The 19065-nt window shown below is 47.5% G+C and carries 13 protein-coding genes; 5 read left to right on the top strand and 8 right to left on the bottom strand.

Annotated features, from left to right (window positions below):
* The first annotated feature begins 2 nt into the window (after positions 1–2).
* From LL912_RS04875 to LL912_RS04855, 5 genes are all read left to right on the top strand, one after another.
* Complete coding sequence (locus LL912_RS04875) at positions 3–3083, top strand: SusC/RagA family TonB-linked outer membrane protein (protein ID WP_235552431.1); 3081 nt, start codon at positions 3–5, stop codon at positions 3081–3083.
* Positions 3084–3110: 27 nt separating this feature from the next.
* Positions 3111–4841 (top strand): RagB/SusD family nutrient uptake outer membrane protein, encoded by a 1731-nt coding sequence (locus tag LL912_RS04870; RefSeq protein ID WP_235552430.1) that lies wholly within the window; start codon positions 3111–3113, stop codon positions 4839–4841.
* A 54-nt stretch (positions 4842–4895) separates the two neighbouring features.
* Complete coding sequence (locus tag LL912_RS04865) at positions 4896–7937, top strand: SusC/RagA family TonB-linked outer membrane protein (protein WP_255785561.1); 3042 nt, start codon at positions 4896–4898, stop codon at positions 7935–7937.
* 186 nt (positions 7938–8123) lie between these two features.
* Entirely contained in the window at positions 8124–8372 is a 249-nt protein-coding gene (locus LL912_RS04860; protein WP_235552428.1) for a hypothetical protein, read from the top strand.
* Position 8373: 1 nt separating this feature from the next.
* A complete protein-coding gene (locus LL912_RS04855; RefSeq protein ID WP_235552427.1) occupies positions 8374–8592 on the top strand; it encodes a hypothetical protein in 219 nt (72 codons plus the stop codon).
* A 232-nt stretch (positions 8593–8824) separates the two neighbouring features.
* Here LL912_RS04855 and LL912_RS04850 read toward each other — a convergent pair whose 3' ends face one another.
* The 8 genes from LL912_RS04850 to LL912_RS04815 all read right to left on the bottom strand — a co-directional run bounded on the left by LL912_RS04850 (position 8825) and on the right by LL912_RS04815 (position 18619).
* Positions 8825–10036, bottom strand: coding sequence for a GTP-binding protein (locus tag LL912_RS04850; protein WP_235552426.1), 1212 nt, complete (start codon positions 10034–10036; stop codon positions 8825–8827).
* Complete coding sequence (locus tag LL912_RS04845) at positions 10026–10196, bottom strand: hypothetical protein (protein WP_235552425.1); 171 nt, start codon at positions 10194–10196, stop codon at positions 10026–10028. Before LL912_RS04845 ends, LL912_RS04850 begins: the two co-directional genes overlap by 11 nt.
* Before the next feature lie 73 nt (positions 10197–10269).
* Positions 10270–14043: a cobaltochelatase subunit CobN gene (locus LL912_RS04840; protein WP_235552424.1), complete on the bottom strand. Its 3774-nt coding sequence runs from the start codon at positions 14041–14043 to the stop codon at positions 10270–10272.
* A gap of 8 nt (positions 14044–14051) precedes the next feature.
* Complete coding sequence (locus LL912_RS04835; RefSeq protein WP_235552423.1) at positions 14052–14393, bottom strand: DUF2149 domain-containing protein; 342 nt, start codon at positions 14391–14393, stop codon at positions 14052–14054.
* Positions 14380–14934, bottom strand: a complete 555-nt coding sequence (locus tag LL912_RS04830; RefSeq protein WP_235552422.1) for a MotA/TolQ/ExbB proton channel family protein — start codon at positions 14932–14934, stop codon at positions 14380–14382. The genes LL912_RS04835 and LL912_RS04830 overlap by 14 nt, the downstream gene beginning before the upstream one ends.
* 10 nt (positions 14935–14944) lie before the next feature.
* Positions 14945–17374 carry a TonB-dependent receptor gene (locus LL912_RS04825; protein ID WP_235552420.1) on the bottom strand — a complete coding sequence of 810 codons (2430 nt, stop codon included), beginning with the start codon at positions 17372–17374 and terminating at the stop codon, positions 14945–14947.
* Positions 17375–17400: 26 nt separating this feature from the next.
* Positions 17401–18087, bottom strand: coding sequence for a hypothetical protein (locus LL912_RS04820; protein WP_235552419.1), 687 nt, complete (start codon positions 18085–18087; stop codon positions 17401–17403).
* A 253-nt stretch (positions 18088–18340) separates the two neighbouring features.
* Entirely contained in the window at positions 18341–18619 is a 279-nt protein-coding gene (locus LL912_RS04815; RefSeq protein WP_235552418.1) for a hypothetical protein, read from the bottom strand.
* Positions 18620–19065: the final 446 nt, after the last annotated feature.

The raw sequence follows: 19065 nt of genomic DNA, 5'->3' as shown, positions 1-19065 counted from the left end.
TTATGCGGCGGTTTAATGCTTATATAAAGAAAATTATTGTTGTTTTTATAGCCTTTCTTACAAGCTGTATAGGTTTTGCTCAAACTGGTCACGTACTTAAAGGCAAAGTGGTAGATGAATATGGGCATCCTGTTCCGAATGTTAAGGTTCTCGAAAAAGGAACCGGCCATTTTGTATGGAGCAATGGGGAAGGATTTTTCGAAATAAAAACGGCAATGCGGTCCTCACTGGTGTTTTCCGGGACGGGTGCAGATGTTATTTATTATAAACCAAAGCCTGGCGAACGTGATATTGTTGTGCAGATCAGGAAAAGTTATTTAACCCCTTCCGATAGTATCGACGTGTTGTATGAAAGCAAAAAAGCAGATCTGTCCCTTGCTTCCGTTGCTACCGTTTATACACCGCAGATCGCCACCACGCCTGCTACATTGTATCCTTATGCACTTACCGGCAGGCTGCAGGGGCTGTATACAGAGCAACTGAGGGGCTTCCGGTCCTTTTCTGGAACAGCGGATGCCAATTCTACAAAAGACCTGGCCGGAACCCTGGCGAGAACAGGTCTGGCGCCTTTTAGCGACAACAACGAGATCTCTATGAAGCTAAGAGGGCAGAATCCGGTGGTAGTGGTGGATGGCATCCAGCGGAATATTTTTTCACTGGACCCCGAAAGCATTGAAAGCATCTCTGTTTTAAAGGACGGCCTGTCTGCGATAGCACTGGGGCAGCGGAGCTCCAACGGTGTGCTGCTGGTTACGACGAAAAAGCCCAAACCCGGACCACCACAGCTTTCTTTTACGGCAGAAATGGGCACACAGGAACCCTTGAAACTTCCAAAACCGGTAAGCGCATTTGATTATGCCTATCTGGTAAACGAGGCCCTGTCAAATGAAGGCAGAAAGACCCTGTATACAGTCACCGACCTGGAACGATTTAAAAAGGGCGATAATCCCTATCAGTATCCCGATGTAAACTGGTATGACCTGGTATTGAAAAAGAGCGCACCCCTGTACCGGTATAATTTAAATGTTGGCGGAGGCGGTGGCGTAGCAAGGTATATGGTCTCCTTAAATTATGCAAACCAGGAAGGACTGCTGAATACAAAAAATCCGGATGCCAAAATGCAGCTTCAGCGCTATCTTATTAACTCTAAAGTGGACATTGATGTAACCCGGTACTTTAACATCGGTGTACAATTGTTTGGACGTATACAGGATGGGAATCAACCCGGCGCCACAACCGGTGCTATCCTGGATAATTTACTGCGAACGCCCGGCAATGCGTACCCCGTTTATAACCCCAATGGCTCTTATGGAGGGAATAATTCCTTTCAGACAAACCTGAAATCCATGCTGGACGAATCCGGTTACATAATGAACAACGACCGGGATATCATGGCTAATGTAGACATGAAGTACAATTTTGATGCATGGGTAAAAGGCCTGTGGGCAAAAGTGAAGGGTAATATTGCTGTACAATCGGCCACATTAACAGACCGGGGAATGCGGGTGCCTGTGTTTTTGATGCAGGTAAGTGATAATGCAGATACCACCTACGCCCGTTATGGTGATGTAAATGCGCAGCGGAACGATTTTTATACCATCTCAAACGCCCGTTATTGGTATGCACAGGGGGAGCTTGGATATTCAAAAGCAATGCCGTCCGGGCATTCATTCACGGGATCACTAATGGCCGATACACGGCGCACCACGCTCAATTTTGATATGCCCGGTACCGCAAATAATTATATGGCAAAGGCCCGGTATGATTACCAGCAAAAGTATATACTCGAAGCGGCTGTTAATTATAGTGGCTACGACTGGTACCCGCCCGGTCACCAGTACGGTCTCTTTTATGCAGCAGGCGCCGGATGGAATATTGCCAAAGAGGCCCTGATAAAAGATCATGCGGCCTGGATCAATCTGTTGAAGCTAAGAGCTACGTTTGCCCACACCGGAAATGGTATCGACAATTCAGGCTATTTTATCTGGCGACAAACCTATGCGGCAAACGAAGGGCAAACCGGTATTGGGGGGATTGATCATATACGGGCGCAGCAGGCGCTTGCCGAAAACGGGCTGGCAAATACCAATATCAGCTGGGAGCAGGGTAATAAGCTCAATGCGGGGTTGGATATTGCGTTATTTAAAAACCGTCTTTCTGTTACTGCTGATTATTACAGGGATGTTTATTTCGACCTGCTTCAGACAAGGGGAAAGAGTATCGCCCTGCTGGGTACCGGCTATCCCAGTGAGAATATCGGGAGAAATCTTTATACCGGCGGAGAGCTGGCCATTTCCTATCAAAATAATATTGGGGCCTTCAATTATTTCGTAACCGCCAACGGCTCCCTGGAAAAAACAAAAGTGCTGTTTTCAGATGAACAGCGGCGGGATTATCCCTGGAATACAAGAACCGGAATGCCGGTAGGGCAGCGATTCGGTTATATTGCCGACGGACTGTTTCAGACCGAAGCTGAAATAGCTTCCGGTGCCGTGATCGCGGGTTATGAGGTGCACCCCGGCGATATAAAATTCAGGGATCTGAATGGTGATGGTTTGATCGATCAGTTTGATGAAACGGCAATAGGAACTACCAGCCCGCTTTTGTATTACGGGCTTACCACCGGGTTCAGTTACAAGGGGTTTGGTTTTAGCATCCTGTTCCAGGGTGTCAGGAACAGGAACCTGTACATTGATAGCTGGGACACGGAGATCTTAAGAGCTAATGGCCAGGTATACGGGCAGATATATGAGCAACTGCTGAACCGGTGGACCCCCGAAACGGCGACCACAGCCACTTATCCAAGGCTGAAGGCGAATGGATCCTTTGGCGACGCGTATACATTAAGCAGCAGCAGCTTCTGGATGCATTCCGGTGATTACTGGCGTATCCGGAATGTGAACCTCCAATATACATTTCCGTTCCAATGGACTTCAAAGTTCAAAGTAGCAGGCATTACCGCTTTTGTAAATGCGCAGAATCTGTTTACCTGGTCGGCTTATGACCGGGTAGATCCCGAAGTTGGAACCGCGGCATATCCGATACAACGGGTGTATAACATGGGGGTTAATGTAAAATTTTAGCTCAGGGCACTTTTAAAATTGATTTGTATGATAAGGAGTATTTCCTCTAAAATATTGACCGGTTGCATCCTGGTACTGTGCTCATGTGCCAAGAATATAGAAAAGGTACCGCTGGAGTTAAATACCATTGAGTATATCTTCGATAAGGACGACTCGCTGGGGGTAAATGCAGAAAAATATTTAAGCGGTATCTATGGTTCGCTGCCCAAGGGCTTTAACCGGGTTAGTTCCGATCTGCTGGATGCGGCAAGCGATGATGCCATTTCATCAGAAACCGGCAGCAGCGATGTGTATAAGCTGGCCACAGGGGGCTACACGTCTTCTTCTTTTCCATCCAGTGAAAATGTTTGGGCAACCTGTTACGCGGGGATCCGGAAAGCCAATATTTTTATCAATAATATCGATATTGTACCGCTTAACAAGATGGTAGCTCCGGGCTTTCCCAAAAAAAGGGCTTATAAAGCTGAGGCTCGTTTTGTGAGAGCGTTGCTGTATTTTGAACTGATAAAACGGTACGGTGGTGTGCCGCTGATGGGTAATAAAGTGGGCGCGCTGGGCGATGACGTGGAGCTGCCCCGGAATTCATTTGAAGCATGTGTGAGCTATATTGTAAATGAATGCGATCAGATAAAAGACAGTTTACGTACGATAGCGCAAACCAAGGCCACCGGCGAATATCATTCTGTTACCCGTGGTGCCTGCCTGGCATTAAAAACCCGGGTGCTGCTATATGCTGCAAGTCCGCTGTTCAACGGGGGAAATATAGAACCCGGGAACGATAAGACCGGGTATACCGGTTTTGACGCCAACCGCTGGAAACGGGCAGCGGATGCAGCAAAGGAACTGATCGACCGGGGAGAGTATGCATTGCTGCCCGGGCTGTTCTCAGATATTTTTATTACGGTGGATGGTGCCGAAGGAAAAACGAATAAGGAAGTGATCTTCGTAAGGGAGGAAAGCAAGAGCACGGGGATCGAAGTGAGCAATGCTCCCGTTGGATATTCACCCGGTACGGCTAACGGGCGCACCAGCCCAACCCAGGAGCTTGTAGACGCGTTTCCTATGAAAAACGGAATGGATATTTATGCGGCGGGATCGGGCTACAATATAAGCGACCCTTACGCCAGCCGGGACCCAAGGCTAGGAATGAGTATATTTTATAATGGCCATCAATGGCTCAATACCATTCTCGAAACGTTTGAGGGCGGAAGAAGCCATCCGGGTACGCTGAACCTTGAAACGAGAACCGGTTATTATATGCGCAAATTTATGGGCGCTTTTGAGGCCACCAATAACTTTTCAGATGTTTATCATGATTTTATCCTTTTTCGTTATGCAGAAGTGCTGCTGAATTTTGCGGAAGCCCGGAACGAGTTTTCCGGTCCGGATGCCGACGTTTACAATGTGTTAACCGGTTTGAGGGCACGCGCAGGCATCGATGCAGGAGCTGAAAATATGTACGGCCTGAAAGCGGGTATGACCAGGGAAGAAATGCGGAAGGCGATCCGGGACGAACGCAGGATCGAGCTTGCCTTTGAGGAACACCGGTACTGGGATATAAGACGATGGAAGATCGCCGAAACCATTGCAAACACACCGTTACATGGTATGTCGATCATAAAAGGTTCTTCAGGAAGGCTGACTTATTCAACCGCTGAGGTGTCAACACCGGTATTTAAAACCCGGCAATATCTGTACCCGATCCCCTATGATGAGGTAGTAAAAAACGCAAATATGCGTCAGAACCCGGGATGGTAAACCGGTTACATATTCGTAAAAATAAATTGAACAAACTGGTTAATAGCTTTTTTTATGCAGCGTATATACATATTAATTTTCTGCTTGTTTTTGGGTTCCGCTTTATGGGGCCAGGAAAGAAAAATATCAGGGGTAGTGCGGGACAATATGGGAGCATTGCGTGGCGTTACTGTAAGCATAAAAGATGCGCCGGGCGGTACAACAACCGATGAGGACGGAAAATTTACGATCAATATAAATAGCGGGCATACTCTGGTTTTCAGTCTGGTGGGCTATTTGACGCTCGAAATGGAACCGGATGGAGAAAAGGATCTTGAAATTACCATGCAGGCCAAATCCCAGGGGATGGATGAGGTAGTGGTAGTAGGATATGGTACCAAGAAGCGGGTAACCAATACCGGGGCAGCGAGTGCGATATCTGCTGATGATATAAGGACTGTTCCCACGGCCAATGTTCAGAATGCGCTTACCGGTAAACTGCCCGGTTTTTTTTCCCAGCAGCGTTCGGGGCAGCCGGGTAAAGATGCCTCTGATTTTTTCATAAGAGGAGTAAGCTCATTAAACCCGGACGGCAACAAACCGCTCATTATTGTAGATGATATCGAATACACCTATGAGCAGCTGGCACAGATCAATGTAAACGAAATAGAGAATATCTCCATTTTAAAGGATGCGTCCACTACCGCTATATATGGTATCAAAGGCGCCAATGGTGTACTGATCGTAACAACGCGCAGGGGTGTTATGGGAAGACCTAAAATAAATGCACGGGTCGAAGGCGGTATGCAGAGCCCGGTAACAAAACTGAAATTTCTGGATGCCTATCACAGCGTATTGCTCGAAAACGAGGCCTATACCAATGATGGGCTCAACCCTCCGTTCTCCGCAGCAGACCTGGAGCATTTCAGAACGGGCGATGACCCCTATGGCCATCCCGATGTGAACTGGTACAAGGCTATTTTTAAACCCTATTCACTGCAAACGAATGCCAATGTGGATGCCTCCGGGGGAAATGACATTGTGAAATATTTTGTATCGGGGGGCGCCTTTGTTCAGAATGGAGCCCTCAGGGATTTTTCGGATCCGCGTAATGAATTAAACAATAACTATTATTTCCGCAGGTATAATTTCAGAAGCAACCTGGATATTAAAGCTTCAAAAAGTTTATCGGTGCGCCTGGACGTAACCACCCGCTTTGGCGACCTTAACCAGCCCCATGCCCAGAATATCGTGGGGGAGATCTATAACTTTAAAAAGATCAGGCCCTATTCGGCACCGTTCCTGAATCCGAATGGCAGTTATTCCTACGACCGGTATAATCCGGGCAATCTTTCCACGCTCAATGCACGTCTGGCCAACAGCGGTTATACAAGAGATAAAAGAACAGATCTCAACATCCTTTTCGGCCTGGTCGAAAAACTGGATATGATAACCAGGGGATTATCTTTTACGGGTCGGGTAGCATACGCCAGTACGGAATCGGCTTCCCGGCATCTGTTCAGGGGAGGGCTTTCAGAAGGGTACTCTCCGCCATCGTACTATTATAATCCGGAAGATGGCAGCTATACCCTCGATCCCAGGGGGCAATACCAGCTATCTGGTTATACCCTTTTGGGAACAACCAACGACTATAACAAGAACCTCAATCTGCAGGCCTTCTTAAACTATGATCGTATTATCAATGACCATCACTTCACATCCCTGCTGCTTTTTAACCGGCAAAGTGCCACCGATCAGAAAAGTGCAGCTGTTCCCAATAAATTCCAGGGTTATAGCTTTAAGATCGGCTATGATTACAAACAAAAGTACCTGATGGATTTCAATTTGGGATACAATGGCTCAGACCGGTTCAAATCGGATAAAAGATATGGATTTTTTCCCGCGATCGGTTTAGGCTGGAACATTAATAAGGAGCGCTTCTTTAATATTGATCAGATCAACTTGTTAAAGATCCGGGGTTCTTACGGGGTGGTAGGCTCCGACTTTGTTTTCGGGAACCGGTACCTGTATGTGCAGAAGTACGAGAAAGGAGGTGGTTATCCTTTTGGAGAAAGCAGCGCTGTGGGATATCCTTCTGTTTTTGAAGGCGACCTGGGTAATAACAACGTTACCTGGGAAAAAGCCCGGAAACTGGATTTTGGGGTAGATCTGAATATGTTTGATGACAGGATTTCACTGACGGTCGATTGGTTCCGCGATATCCGGTATGATCAGCTAATCTCACGCGGGTCTATATCCCAGATACTGGGTGTGGGAACCGCGCGGTTCAATATGGGTAAAGTGAAGAATACGGGCTTCGACGGACAACTGACCTATCGTAACCACATCGGGGATTTTCAATACAATGTAACGGGCGTGTTCTCATACGCAAAAAATACGATCCGCTTTCAGGACGAAGCCTCACCCGCGTTTCCCTGGCTGCTGAAAACCGGTCACCCGATTGGGCAAACTTTCGGGTACAGTTTCCTGGGATTTTATAAGGATCAGGCAGATATTGATAACAGCGCCAGGCCGCTTATCCCGGTTCAGCCGGGTGATCTGAAGTATAAGGATCTTAATGGTGATAACGTAATCGATGAAAACGATATGGGCCCCATTGGAAAGCCCAATTTACCCAATACAACGGCGGGGTTAACATTGGGCGGCAGCTACAAGGGTTTTAGCCTGAATATCTTATTCCAGGGCTCGTTTAACTATAGCTTTTATGTTACCGGCACCGGTATAGAGCCCTTCCAGAGCCAGTTCCAGCCCATACACGAGTTAAGATGGACGCCAGATAATCCAGATGCGGCAAAGTTCCCGAGGCTGACCACCAACTCAGGGTCTGTAAACAGTCCGGCTGCATATCCGTCCAGCTTTTGGCTGATCGATGCAAATTATATCCGGTTAAAGACCGTAGACCTGGGATATCAGCTTCCTTCCAGATGGCTGCCCTTTAAGATCAATAATGCCAGGGTTTACCTGAGTGCTTATAACCTGCTTACCTTTACCAACTACAGTTTGTACCAGCAGGACCCGGAGGTAACCAGTAATACTGCAGGAGATGCCTATATGAATCAGCGGGTAATCAATGTTGGATTGCAGGTTGGTTTTTAATGCGTTTATGGTCAGTTGCTTTCGTCGATGCGGGCTTTTTGATTGTCATAGAGATTGAGTTTTTTGACCCGGTATTTTTTTGCAGGATCAAGGCCCTGTAGTTAATGGGATTTACGGCAGCTTCGCTGATAGTACCGGTCAGATTGCAGAAACTGGCCCTCTCCGCCGGGTGATGTAGTGGGCAAAGTGACCGTGGGTTATCAGGGATGGTTTGCCTGTATCGGTGATGGAGCTCCCATCAACGGTTGGTGGCACTGGGCAGATGACTGGTCCCGGGCACCTTTCAAAGATAATACCGCTATTGTTTCCTGGCCGGATATGAAGGACTACACAAAGAAGTATGCTACCAGTTATGCGAACCTGGGCAATGGGCAACCGGCAACCTTATTCTCGTCGTATGACGATCAAACCGTGGATGCAGCAGTAGGGGATTGACATGGCAGCACTGCAACGGTTTAACCCGGTAGGAGGTGAGGGGCCGGTGCGGGATGCAATGGCCGGAAAGGTAAGAGTGGCGGCAGAAAAACATAGTGTAAAGTTCTATATTATGTATGATGTAACGAACTGGAATAACATGCAAGCGGAAATAAAAACAGACTGGACGAATAAGATGAAGGCCTATACAGCATCAAAAGCTTATGCCATAATCGCCTGAGCCGGGGGGAAAGTGCTTAAATTATAAACACTAAACGCTGCCTGGTTTGAGTACCAAAAAAAAGGAAATCGAGCCGGCTAACCTGGCAGATTTTCCCTTGCTCATTGCCGATTTTACGGTACCGGAGGATGAGTCAAAAACATTTCTTGATCATTGTGGATGGCAGAGTGGTAAAGCCTTTCGAGTTGGAGTGCAACTGATCTTTATTCACAATCTATTCAACAAGCCGCCGTCAAATTTCTTTTGGGAACGGATCCTTAAATCCCGATTTTGTGTCAAACAAATACTGTTCTGCCTCCTGCAATAAACATTGTTCCAGCTCTTTTACCAGCAGTGCCCGATCCATGTCCTGGCCAATGAACACGAGCTCGTTCAGACGGTCACCCCATTTTTTGCTCCAACGGCCTTCTATGGCGTCCCTGTTATATGCATAAGAAGGATAGCGCATGCGCTCATTATAGGGCATACTGCACCACCATTTACCGGCTTTTTCTATACGGGAGGAGCCACCGGCCTGTGAAAAATTTAAGGCATCATTGGGGCGGGAGGCCAGCCAGAACAGCCCCTTGGCGCGGATAACGCCCTGGGGGTATTGTGTGTTTAAATAGTTCCAGAGCCGCTCCGGATGAAAGGGGAGCGGGTTCCGGAACACGAAAGAACTGATCCCGAATTCTTCCGTTTCGGGTGTATGATTTCCGGCCTCCAGCTCTTTTTGCCAGCCGGCAGAGGTTTGTGCCTCGTCAAAATCAAACAAACCCGTATTCAGTATTTCCGCGGGGGGCACTTTGCCGAAACTGGAGCGCAGGATCTTTGCACCCGGGTTTAGCTTGTGAATAGCCGCCTGCAGCAGGCCAGCCGTGTGCTCTTCTACCAGGTCGGTTTTGTTCAGGATGATCACATTGGCAAATTCGATCTGGTCGGTCAGCAGGTTTACAATGGTACGCTGATCGCCTTCCATATCGGTCAGCTCCCGGTCTTTCAGTAACTCATCGGTGCCGAAATCTTTAAAAAAATTAAAGCAATCCACTACCGTAACCATTGTATCGATATAGCTGAACCGGGAGAGGTCCACACCATTTTCTTCGTCGGTGTATGAAAAGGTTTGCGCCACGGGTATGGGCTCGCTGATGCCGGTGCTTTCGATAAGCAGGTAATCAAAACGTTTTTCCTTAGCCAGTTTTTCCACCTCCTTCATTAAATCTTCCCGCAGCGAGCAACAAATACAGCCATTGCTCATTTCCACTAACTTTTCTTCGGTCCGGGACAGGGCGCCGGTATCTTCTACCAGCCGGGCATCAATACTCACTTCGCTCATGTCGTTGACAATGACGGCCACTTTTAAACCCTGTTTATTGTGCAGGACATGATTGAGGAGGGTAGTTTTGCCTGCGCCCAGGAAACCGCTCAATACTGTTACGGGGAGTCGGTGGTTTTTACTTTCCATATTGTTTATCATTTTGTATGATCCGTTTAATTACTGTTTTTGATTTTTGTGCAATGCTTTGATGCGCGGTACAGGTGCCATTGCCTTTATGATGACAACCGCAGCTGCTTATAGTGCTGCAATAAGCAATAAGAATGATCTTAATTAGCTTCCTGGTCATTGTCGTTTAATTTATTTTATAATCGCTCCTGATCTTCTGTTACTGCTCTTATTAAGCAATACAGTTTGCCAGATCAACCGTTCTGTTTTTTGATTTCAGCCATAAACCCCACTATTATTAACATCAGTAGTCCTGCAATTAGCCAATAGATTATGGAATCTTTTGCAGCCTGCTGTTTTTTATTAGATTGCATGATCTGGTAGCCCGTTACCGGGGTTGAAATGTCTTTGCCATTTGTTGCACCCAGGTTTAACCGGTTAATAGCGGTTGTATATTTTTTTGCCAGTACCATACCGCCGGGCACTTTCTCGAGTACCCGTTTCACCTGGTTTTGGGTTTGCGTGGTATTGCAAACCGTGGTGTTACAAGCCGCCCCATGCCGGGCTACTGTTGTGGCAAGGCGGGTGGCCAGTATTTGTAACTGTTGTTCGGATGCATGCCAGTAGCCTTTTTCTGCCGCTTCCAGCAAGTGGGAGAGCAACCCCTGTTTTGCATAGGGATTATGTTGCTCAAAAAAAACATCCAACTGAAGATGCAGGCGGTCATCCACGTAGGTGGCATATACCTGGTTCCAGTCTGCATCGGTAACCATGTCTTTTTTGGTGATATTCCATAGTTCCAGGTTCTCTGTAAAAGCCTCCATGTACCGCGCGCCATCATATCCCTGTGCCTGCATACTTTTGATCCAGGCCGGGTTTAGGTAGCGGGTGTCCATTTCCTTATGATAGGCATCCTGCAAGGATTGTAGCTGTGCTTCGTTTTTGTTAGCAAGATCGTTGATGTACAGATCGGGAATCCGCCCGGTGGTATTTTGCACGGCCAAGCTGATGGCCCCATAGTACGCCGCTACCATCGGGTGGTCCATGATCCCCAGTACATGGGAGCTGCGGCTGAAAGCTGCGGCATCCACATCTTTTATATTGAGCGTAAATAAGGCTGACTGTTGTGCCGTATCGCTGTTCCCATAGCTGTTGCCCATCCGCTTTAAGTACAGATCAGAAAGTGTCGTGTCGTTATTCCAGCTATCCGCCTTCTCCACGGCAAACTCCAGGTTGGTGGAGTAAGCGCCCAGTGCCGTAGAAAAAATGCGCGCGGTTCCGGGCGTTTTAAGCTTCAACGTGTGTTGATAAGTTTGCGAATGAATGCGAATCCAATTGTTACTATCCGGAGCAGCAGCGGCTATACGAACGGCGGTGTCAAGCAATGCGATCTTATCAGCAAAATGATCCCGGTAAGTACCGGAAGTGGTAATAAGTACATCAATACGGGGACGCCGCAGATCCGCAGCGGGGATCAACGCAGCACCCATTACCTGGCCTTTGCTGTTCCACACCGGCTGTACTCCCATCAGGTACAACAGCTCTGCTTCCTGCACGCCCTGAGAGTTGGTAATTTCTGTAGACCATAATACAAACGCGACTTTTTTGGGGTATTGTCCTTTGCCGTGTTTTTGCTCAAAATCGATCAGCAGCTGATCTGCCATGCGTTTGCCGGTTTCCCATGCTTCTTTGGAAGGGATCGCTTTATCATTAACACCGTAAGGATTTCTGCCGGAAGGCAACGATTCCGGGTTGCGTAAAATATCGTCAGAAGGACCGGGCGGCACATAGCCACCGTTTAGTGCATGTAAGATATTGCTAACCTCGTCGCCGGCGCGGCCCAGCTGACGGAGGTATTCGTTTTTTGTTTGAAGGAATTTCCGGTAGGCGGAATCCTTTTGATTGCGGGGAGCGGCGCCCGTTAACGCATTAAGCAGCCGCTGTAACTTTGCCCCACGGGGCACTTCACCTAAAGTATGACTGCCATCGGGGATCTTTGTGGCAATTATACCCCGTATATAATGCTCAATAGCGCTGACGTAGGCTTCCGGATCGTTAGCCTCCCTTTTTTTACCCGGCAGCTGTTGCCGGGCCATGGCAATGATCTTTTGCGTCTGCCGCTCCCTGATCACCGGGTTTGTAGCCGTTTTACGATCATCAATCATTCTTTTTAGCTGTTGCAGGCTATCGCTTAGCACCGCATCGGTCAGCTCATTAAAATACCCGATGGTTAAAGCGCTGGCCCGGCGTTTGTTTTTTACACCGCTGCCGGCCATCAGTGGCACTGTAGTAATATGCGGCAGGTTACCAATAAGACGTCCTGTAAAATCATCTGCTGCCGGCCCTTCCTGCTTACCGGGCATCAGCGAAAGCTGGGTAAACAGGGTCAACAGGGCATCTGCACGGTATTGCTGTTTCATCCATTCATAAAAAGCAATATAGGAATGATGCGGCGGAATGGCTGAACTGCCATAGATCACTTTTTGATTTTCCTGCAGGCCCCAGTTGGGATGCGGCGCCAGGAGGATGTTACCATATTGAAGCACGGGTATAACAAACTCCTTTTCACCGCCGGCGGCTGTTATGGTCATTATATTACCGGGTGGCGGTCCCCAGGTATCCGTTACGGCGTCCTGCAACTTTTTAGGATACTGGCGGAACCATTGCAGGTAGCGGCTTACCGGTATCCGGATCGTGGTTTGATGTACGTTACTGCTTCGCTGAATTAGCTCTTCTCCGGCCCAGCTGCCCACATTGGAGGCATGCAAGGCCATTTGCTTTGATAGTTCAGCAGTTGATGGAACGGGCGCTGTTCCTGTGCTGTAGCCTTTTGCCCGGAGCGCTTTCAGCAGGTTCACAATGCTGGCAGGCACGTTAAGGTAGGCATCAATATCACCGCCTACATTGGCCTTGCCGCCGCCTTCGCTGTAATACGTGATAACAATTTTTTTATCATGATTTGCTTTACGGCGCAGCCGTGCCCAGCTCAGCGCACGATCTACCCGCCAGTCTACCTGGTAAGGGATGGGCGCGGTCCAGGTATTGCCTTTCGGATCTTTTGCCTGTGCGCCAATCAGCAGGGGCTCAAAGGCGCCATCGCGTTCTGTAAAGAAAAGCCGGTCGGTCATGCGGGGCAAAAACCCACCCTGGCCATGCTCCCAGTCCTGTATTGTTTCAGTGCTGCTTACCGCGCCTACCAGCAACGGCAGATCCAGTTGTTGCGCACTGAGCCGTCCCTGTTCCGGATGGGCAAAATCAAGAAACATTCCGCCATAGATCAATGCATCTGCTACCGGATGATTGTGCTGCATGAAAAAGCTATCGATCTTAAATTGACCTTTGGCCAGGAGTGGCAGCACATTATGCCCCTTGCTTTCAATATTGCGGATCAGTGCATCGATTACTTTCAGGTCTTTCTTTACAAAAGCGCTTTGATAATATACGAGCCCAATGGTGATGGAATCAGGGTTATAGCGGTGCCCCGCATTGTGGGCGTACCAGTCCAGGTAAGCAGAAAGATCCCTGAATAAGCTATCCTGGCCGGTATGGTAAAAACCATAGGGGGGGTATTCGATACATTGTTTTAACGGAACAGGAAGACCAAAGATGCGGCTGCCGATATAACTGAACAGGCCTTCAAAGTTTTCTGTGTTGGCATTATCCCAGTATTTTTTCAGTGCTTTGCTGTGGACGGTATCCACGTTGCCCTGTGCGCCGGGGGTATCAATATACAGGATCTTTGTGCGTGCCCTGATGCTGTCCAGTTGCGGCTGCAGCAGGCTGATACGTGCCCCCAGGCTTTCGCAAAGCACCAGGTCTGCCCCGGAAACCTCCGCAGCATTGAAACCGGCGGGGTCGTAAATTTTAACAATGAACCACTCCCGGTATTTTTCAATAGCCGCATCCATACCGGAACCGGCGAGGAGAGCGTGTGTGGAGATCAATACCAGCGTTGGCTGGTGCATGTGTTGCCGGCATCCAAAGCCTAACAGGATAAGAACCGGTAGCAGTACTTTCAAATACTTCATTTGTTTTTTTATTTATCCGGCACATAAATTACTTCGCCATTGTCCAGCTCATACGCGGTGCCCAGGCGTTTGCCATTACCGGTTTGTTGCTTATTAGTGGCCTTACGGCTGACTGGGTTAGCGGCCTTGTCTTTATTATGAATTTGCGCTTCGCCGGCTGCGGATTTTTGCACAAGTTCCCAACTGCTGTCGGCCTTTAAAAGATCCTTTGAAGATAAAAGCGTAAACAGTGCAGCGATCACGGCTACAATAAACGCGATGCTCACATCAAACAACTGTGCTACGCCATTCATAGGATCTTCTTCGTGAAGATCATCTTCAGCGGGGGAGCGGGAATTAAGAAACTTCATTTTGTTTTAAAGAATGATTTTGATAAATATGTTCGGCTTCCAGTTCCAGCCTGTAGCGGTCTGCCTGTTGCCATTTAATGCGTACATGAGCAATAGAATAGCCGATGCCGCCAATAATAAGTCCCAACACCGTGGTGGAAAAAGCGGTGATCATTTGCCCGGCCAGACTGGTCAGGTCTCCCTGGGAGAGGCCGGCCAATGCTTTTGCCATGGGGGTTAGGGTGCCAATGAGCCCGGCCGTTGGGCCGATCTTTACACAGTAACGGGCGGCCTGTATTTTACGAGCGTTGCGGTGCTGTTGCTGATGTATCAGGACCCTTAATGCGATCTCTGTTTTCGCAGGATCAGGAGCGGAACCCTGCTGCATGCGTGCAATGTAGGCGGTGGTTGTACTATGTTTATCCCGCAGCCTTTTATAAGCAACGGCCAGGAATTGACCAAACTGGAACAGGATGAACAGCAGCAAGAATATCAGCCCCACCACTACTGGTATGTAAAAAAAAGTAGACAGTAAATACAGGAAACGGTCGATGGTCTGCATGAGGATTATTTTATAGATTCAGTGTATATTTTAAACGGAAATTTCTGCCGGGCATGTTGTAGCCTCTTTTTTCATAATAATTTTCATCCGTAATATTTTCTATATTGAAAGCCACCTGGTGCATAGGAGTGATCCGGTAAGCCGTATAAAAGTCCATAGTTAGAAAAGGAGGAAATTCAATTAAAGGCCGCAGCGCATCATTATAATTCACATCCCACCTTGGACCCGTATAGCGCCCGCTGAGGCGCGTGTTGAATTTATTATAACTGAAATCGATCCCGAATACATGGTTATTTTTGGCAATACTGTTCATACGCGTTATTTGTACATTGCCTTTGTCATTTTTTTTTGTGTCTTCATATTGAAAATAGTGCGTGCTGTTCAGGAAGGGGCGCAGGCTGTAGTGGTAACCGGCAGGCGCACCAAAGTCGTAGGCGAGCAGCAGCTCAAGCCCTTTGATATAGCTTTTATCTGAATTGTAATAATTAGTAATGGCGGTAACAGTATCCCCCTCAATGATCGTGGGCGTTGCCGGTGGCGCAGCTTTGGAAGTAATGCGATCCTGTACACGGGTTGTAAAATAAGACAGATCTGCAAACCAGCCATTGCGGGCGTAACGCATACCCATATCCTGCGACCAGCTGCTCTCATTCTTCAAACCAGGATTGCCCTGGGTCATGGTGATCTTACCGGTGCCTTTGCCCAGGATGGTGGTACCGGCAATATTGCTGGCATCCGGTGTTACAAAAGCCTTGCCGGTACTACCATGCACAGATACGGCATTGCTGATATTGTATTGAGCACTGAGGCTTGGACTCAGGAAATTATTGCGCTGACTGCCGGTTTGCAGGGTATTGGTAAAGCCGGGTGTTTCCAGGATGTTAAAGGTGGTATGATCCAGGCGGAGACCGGGATTGACGTGCAGTTTATCGTCAAAAAATACCAATTGTCCCTGGGCATATAAGGCATGCGTAACCAGTGATGAATTAGGAGCTGTGGTATATTCATTCCGCTGCTTATCCGCCGGGGCGGGAAAAATGATCAGTTTGCCGTAAGCATAATTATAATCGTAACCGAAAATAATTTGTTGCCGCTTCAGTTGTAAAGCGTCCCTGGCCTGGAAGCCATACCATTTATATCCGGACCGGCGGGCAATATAGGGCGTGTCAATAACGGCGCCTTTGGAAGTGCGCACAGCAAAGGCATCTGAGCGTTCAGACGACCAGTAGCCCCTGAATAACAAGGAATGTTTTTTGACGGAGCCCGAAACAGCCAGATCACCGCTGTAGCGATACACATCCTTTAATCCGGCATCTCGGTCTTCCTTAAAGATCTCTCCCGGCGATTCTACATTCTTTGCAATGAACGTGCTGCCACTAAGGTCTGCACGCCAATGACCACTAATACGGTAACCTAAACGGAACGACCCGGTGTAATACCCATAACGGGTATAAGCCCGCTTTCTACCATCGCCTGTAGTGTCCCGCGCATAACCGGCAGAATCAGCCAGGGAGCCATTCCTGCGAACGCTGTAAATCTGTCGGGCAGTATCGGATTGCAGCAGGTTACGAAACAGGTTGCCATTGCCCAGGCGGATATCGGATGCCCGTTTAAAAAAACCAGCAGCGGCATCAAAGTCCAGTTTTTTACTGAGACCGCCTCCTGCACGTCCATTAAATATATAGGTGTTAAAACTGCCATAAGATGCATTAACAATACCGTGTACTGGCCCCGATGACTGCGGAGTGATAATGTTGACCACACCTCCCATGGCCTGTGATCCATAGAGTGCAGACGCCGGCCCTTTGAGTATTTCAATACGTGCTACATTGTTCAGGTCCAGGAAACCCATATTGGTAACGCCCGCGGGCCGGCCATTGACTAATAATAATGTCCGCTGGTTTAAACCGGAAAACTGTGGCCGGAAACCCCGGATGCCAATGCCGGATAAGAGGCCGGGGTATTGGATTACATTAACGGTTGTGTTCCGTTTTATCAGGTCTGTCATATCTGTCGAAGCTGTTGCTGCAATGTCTTTTTCAGAAATGAGCTCCATTTTTTGCGCTACATCCCGCAGGCGCTGTCCGAAGCGGTTAGCTGTAACTACTACCTGGTTGAGCAACGTATAGTTTTCCTCCAACACGATGGTGAGGGCAGACCAATCCTGTTCGTTTTGTATAACCACACTTTTTTGAAGGCACCCGGGATGTGAAACCCGGAGCGTAGCCGGTAACTGCTGTACAGAAATGGAAAACATACCTGTACTATCAGTAACAGTACCTAGGTGCCCGGCAATAATCTGTACCCCAGGCAAGGGAAGCTGTTGGCCTTTGTCTGTAAATACTTTCCCGGTAATAAGGTGCTGGGCAATGCAGCTTGTGCCGGTAAAAAGGAACAGCAGGAGAACGAGTTGCTTTTTATTCACTATAATCATGCTCATGTTGTAAAAAAAAGTAACGCTTTTTATTATTGCTGATCATATTTCCCATAGTAGTACAGTCCGCTGAGCCGGAAAACGGTAAGTTTTTTATTGGAGATAAAGCCTAACTCGGTTGTACTGCCGTTTACAGATTTAAAACCACTTCCTCCAATAAGCGTATAATTGGTAGCAGTGTTATCCATCGCTGCCGCATCGGTTCCGGATCCATAGGTGGTGGTTCCGGCCCTGTTAAAATTATAGATCAACCCTTGCCGGTTGCTCACTTCTCCCATTTTAAATTCTTCTCCCTTAAAGGTTTTGCCTGCCAGTTCATTGGTTGCGGTGATGGGGAGTAACTCGGCTGTTGCTTCATATTCCACAGGCCCGTTGCCGGTGTAATAAGCGGAAGTGATTTTCTTATGTTTATCAAGCGTGAATTTTGCAGTACGGGCATTGCCGCCGGTAACTTCAAAAAGAAGGGTGGAGTCTGTTAGCGTATAAGTACCTTCCAGGTTGCTTGCCGAAGATGCAATAAACAATGCCTTGTTATTTTCTAAGAACTGGATAAAATACACGCTGGTGTATCTGCTTCCGGTTTTCTGTGTGTTTGTTCCCGCTACAAAGTGATCGGTGATTACAAATGGTTTATCCGGTTGCGGAGTTATATCATTTTTTTTGCAGCCGCTGATGGCAATGATGGCTGCGGAAATAATGAATATGAATAATTTTTTCATGGATTTTTATATTGTTTGAGAGATGGAAAGGAATCTTTGTCATCAACATAAAATGGCTTTCGGGAAGCGATTATAACCCGAACCAGGTTGAGTATAGCCCGTTTATGACACAGGGATAGGATCGTACAACAGCGTACCACTTCGGAATAGTATACAAGCTTTATTGGCACGGATGCCATCAGCGAAACAGGTACCTGTATTTATATATTATTAAAAACCGGAAAAAAGTCAACTTCCTGTCAAGCAACAGGTGTTAAACGGTTACAGTAGCGGTGGGCGGGCCTTTATTGGTAAAGCCCTGCAGGGTGAATTTAAAGAAGCCAATATAATAACGTCCTCCGTGAACGGGAGTAACCGGCATGGGGGAAGCTAGTTCGGTATCAGGAGTGGATAGATCAGGAGAGGAACTGTGCCGGATCTGGTCGCAGACCTTGCAATGTTCTGCAACCACTTTTACGAGTGAACCTTTTTGAATGGCAGCGGTATTATCTTTAATGTCAGCGTGGTGATGGTGCACAGCCTGTACAGACAATGAGCAAAGCATTATCAGTACAAAAAGTAGTGCCGATAACTTTCTGTAGAGCGCTATGGGATATAAATCTGCATTTTTCAAAATCGCAACAAAGTTGCATAAATGAGTTTGTTTATCCAAATAAAAGGACAACAAAATTTTTCATCGATAAAATTGCATGAAAAGTAAATGATTCAGGAAGCTTTCAAAGCGAGGGGGAACGCCATACTGACCGTGTTCATTTGTAATGGAAGTTCTTTGACCTCATAACTCAAATCTTCAAGCACATTGAATTTCTGTTTATTCAATGGATCCAAATAGTCGCTATCCCTTGTAAGGAGTACAAATTCGTTGATTTTTTTCTTTTTTAGGTAATCTAAAACAGTTAAGTAGACCAGTGCGTAACCTGTTGGCCTTAGTATATTTAATATTGCTATTACTACCGGATGTAGATATAATACTACCGG

Origin of the sequence: Niabella agricola (assembly GCF_021538615.1) — a bacterium.
GTDB lineage: Bacteria > Bacteroidota > Bacteroidia > Chitinophagales > Chitinophagaceae > Niabella > Niabella agricola.
The sequence above is the reverse complement of the archived record's forward strand: the minus strand, read 5'-3'. Positions and strand labels throughout refer to the sequence as shown.

Excerpts from the sequence above, each read along its gene's own strand:
- LL912_RS04875 (WP_235552431.1), top strand. The coding sequence starts at position 3 with ATGCGGCGGTTTAATGCTTATATAAAGAAAATTATTGTTGTTTTTATA.
- LL912_RS04870 (WP_235552430.1), top strand. The coding sequence starts at position 3,111 with ATGATAAGGAGTATTTCCTCTAAAATATTGACCGGTTGCATCCTGGTA.
- LL912_RS04865 (WP_255785561.1), top strand. The coding sequence starts at position 4,896 with ATGCAGCGTATATACATATTAATTTTCTGCTTGTTTTTGGGTTCCGCT.
- LL912_RS04855 (WP_235552427.1), top strand. The coding sequence starts at position 8,374 with ATGGCAGCACTGCAACGGTTTAACCCGGTAGGAGGTGAGGGGCCGGTG.
- LL912_RS04850 (WP_235552426.1), bottom strand. The coding sequence starts at position 10,036 with ATGGAAAGTAAAAACCACCGACTCCCCGTAACAGTATTGAGCGGTTTC.
- LL912_RS04845 (WP_235552425.1), bottom strand. The coding sequence starts at position 10,196 with ATGACCAGGAAGCTAATTAAGATCATTCTTATTGCTTATTGCAGCACT.
- LL912_RS04840 (WP_235552424.1), bottom strand. The coding sequence starts at position 14,043 with ATGAAGTATTTGAAAGTACTGCTACCGGTTCTTATCCTGTTAGGCTTT.
- LL912_RS04835 (WP_235552423.1), bottom strand. The coding sequence starts at position 14,393 with ATGAAGTTTCTTAATTCCCGCTCCCCCGCTGAAGATGATCTTCACGAA.
- LL912_RS04830 (WP_235552422.1), bottom strand. The coding sequence starts at position 14,934 with ATGCAGACCATCGACCGTTTCCTGTATTTACTGTCTACTTTTTTTTAC.
- LL912_RS04825 (WP_235552420.1), bottom strand. The coding sequence starts at position 17,374 with ATGAGCATGATTATAGTGAATAAAAAGCAACTCGTTCTCCTGCTGTTC.
- LL912_RS04820 (WP_235552419.1), bottom strand. The coding sequence starts at position 18,087 with ATGAAAAAATTATTCATATTCATTATTTCCGCAGCCATCATTGCCATC.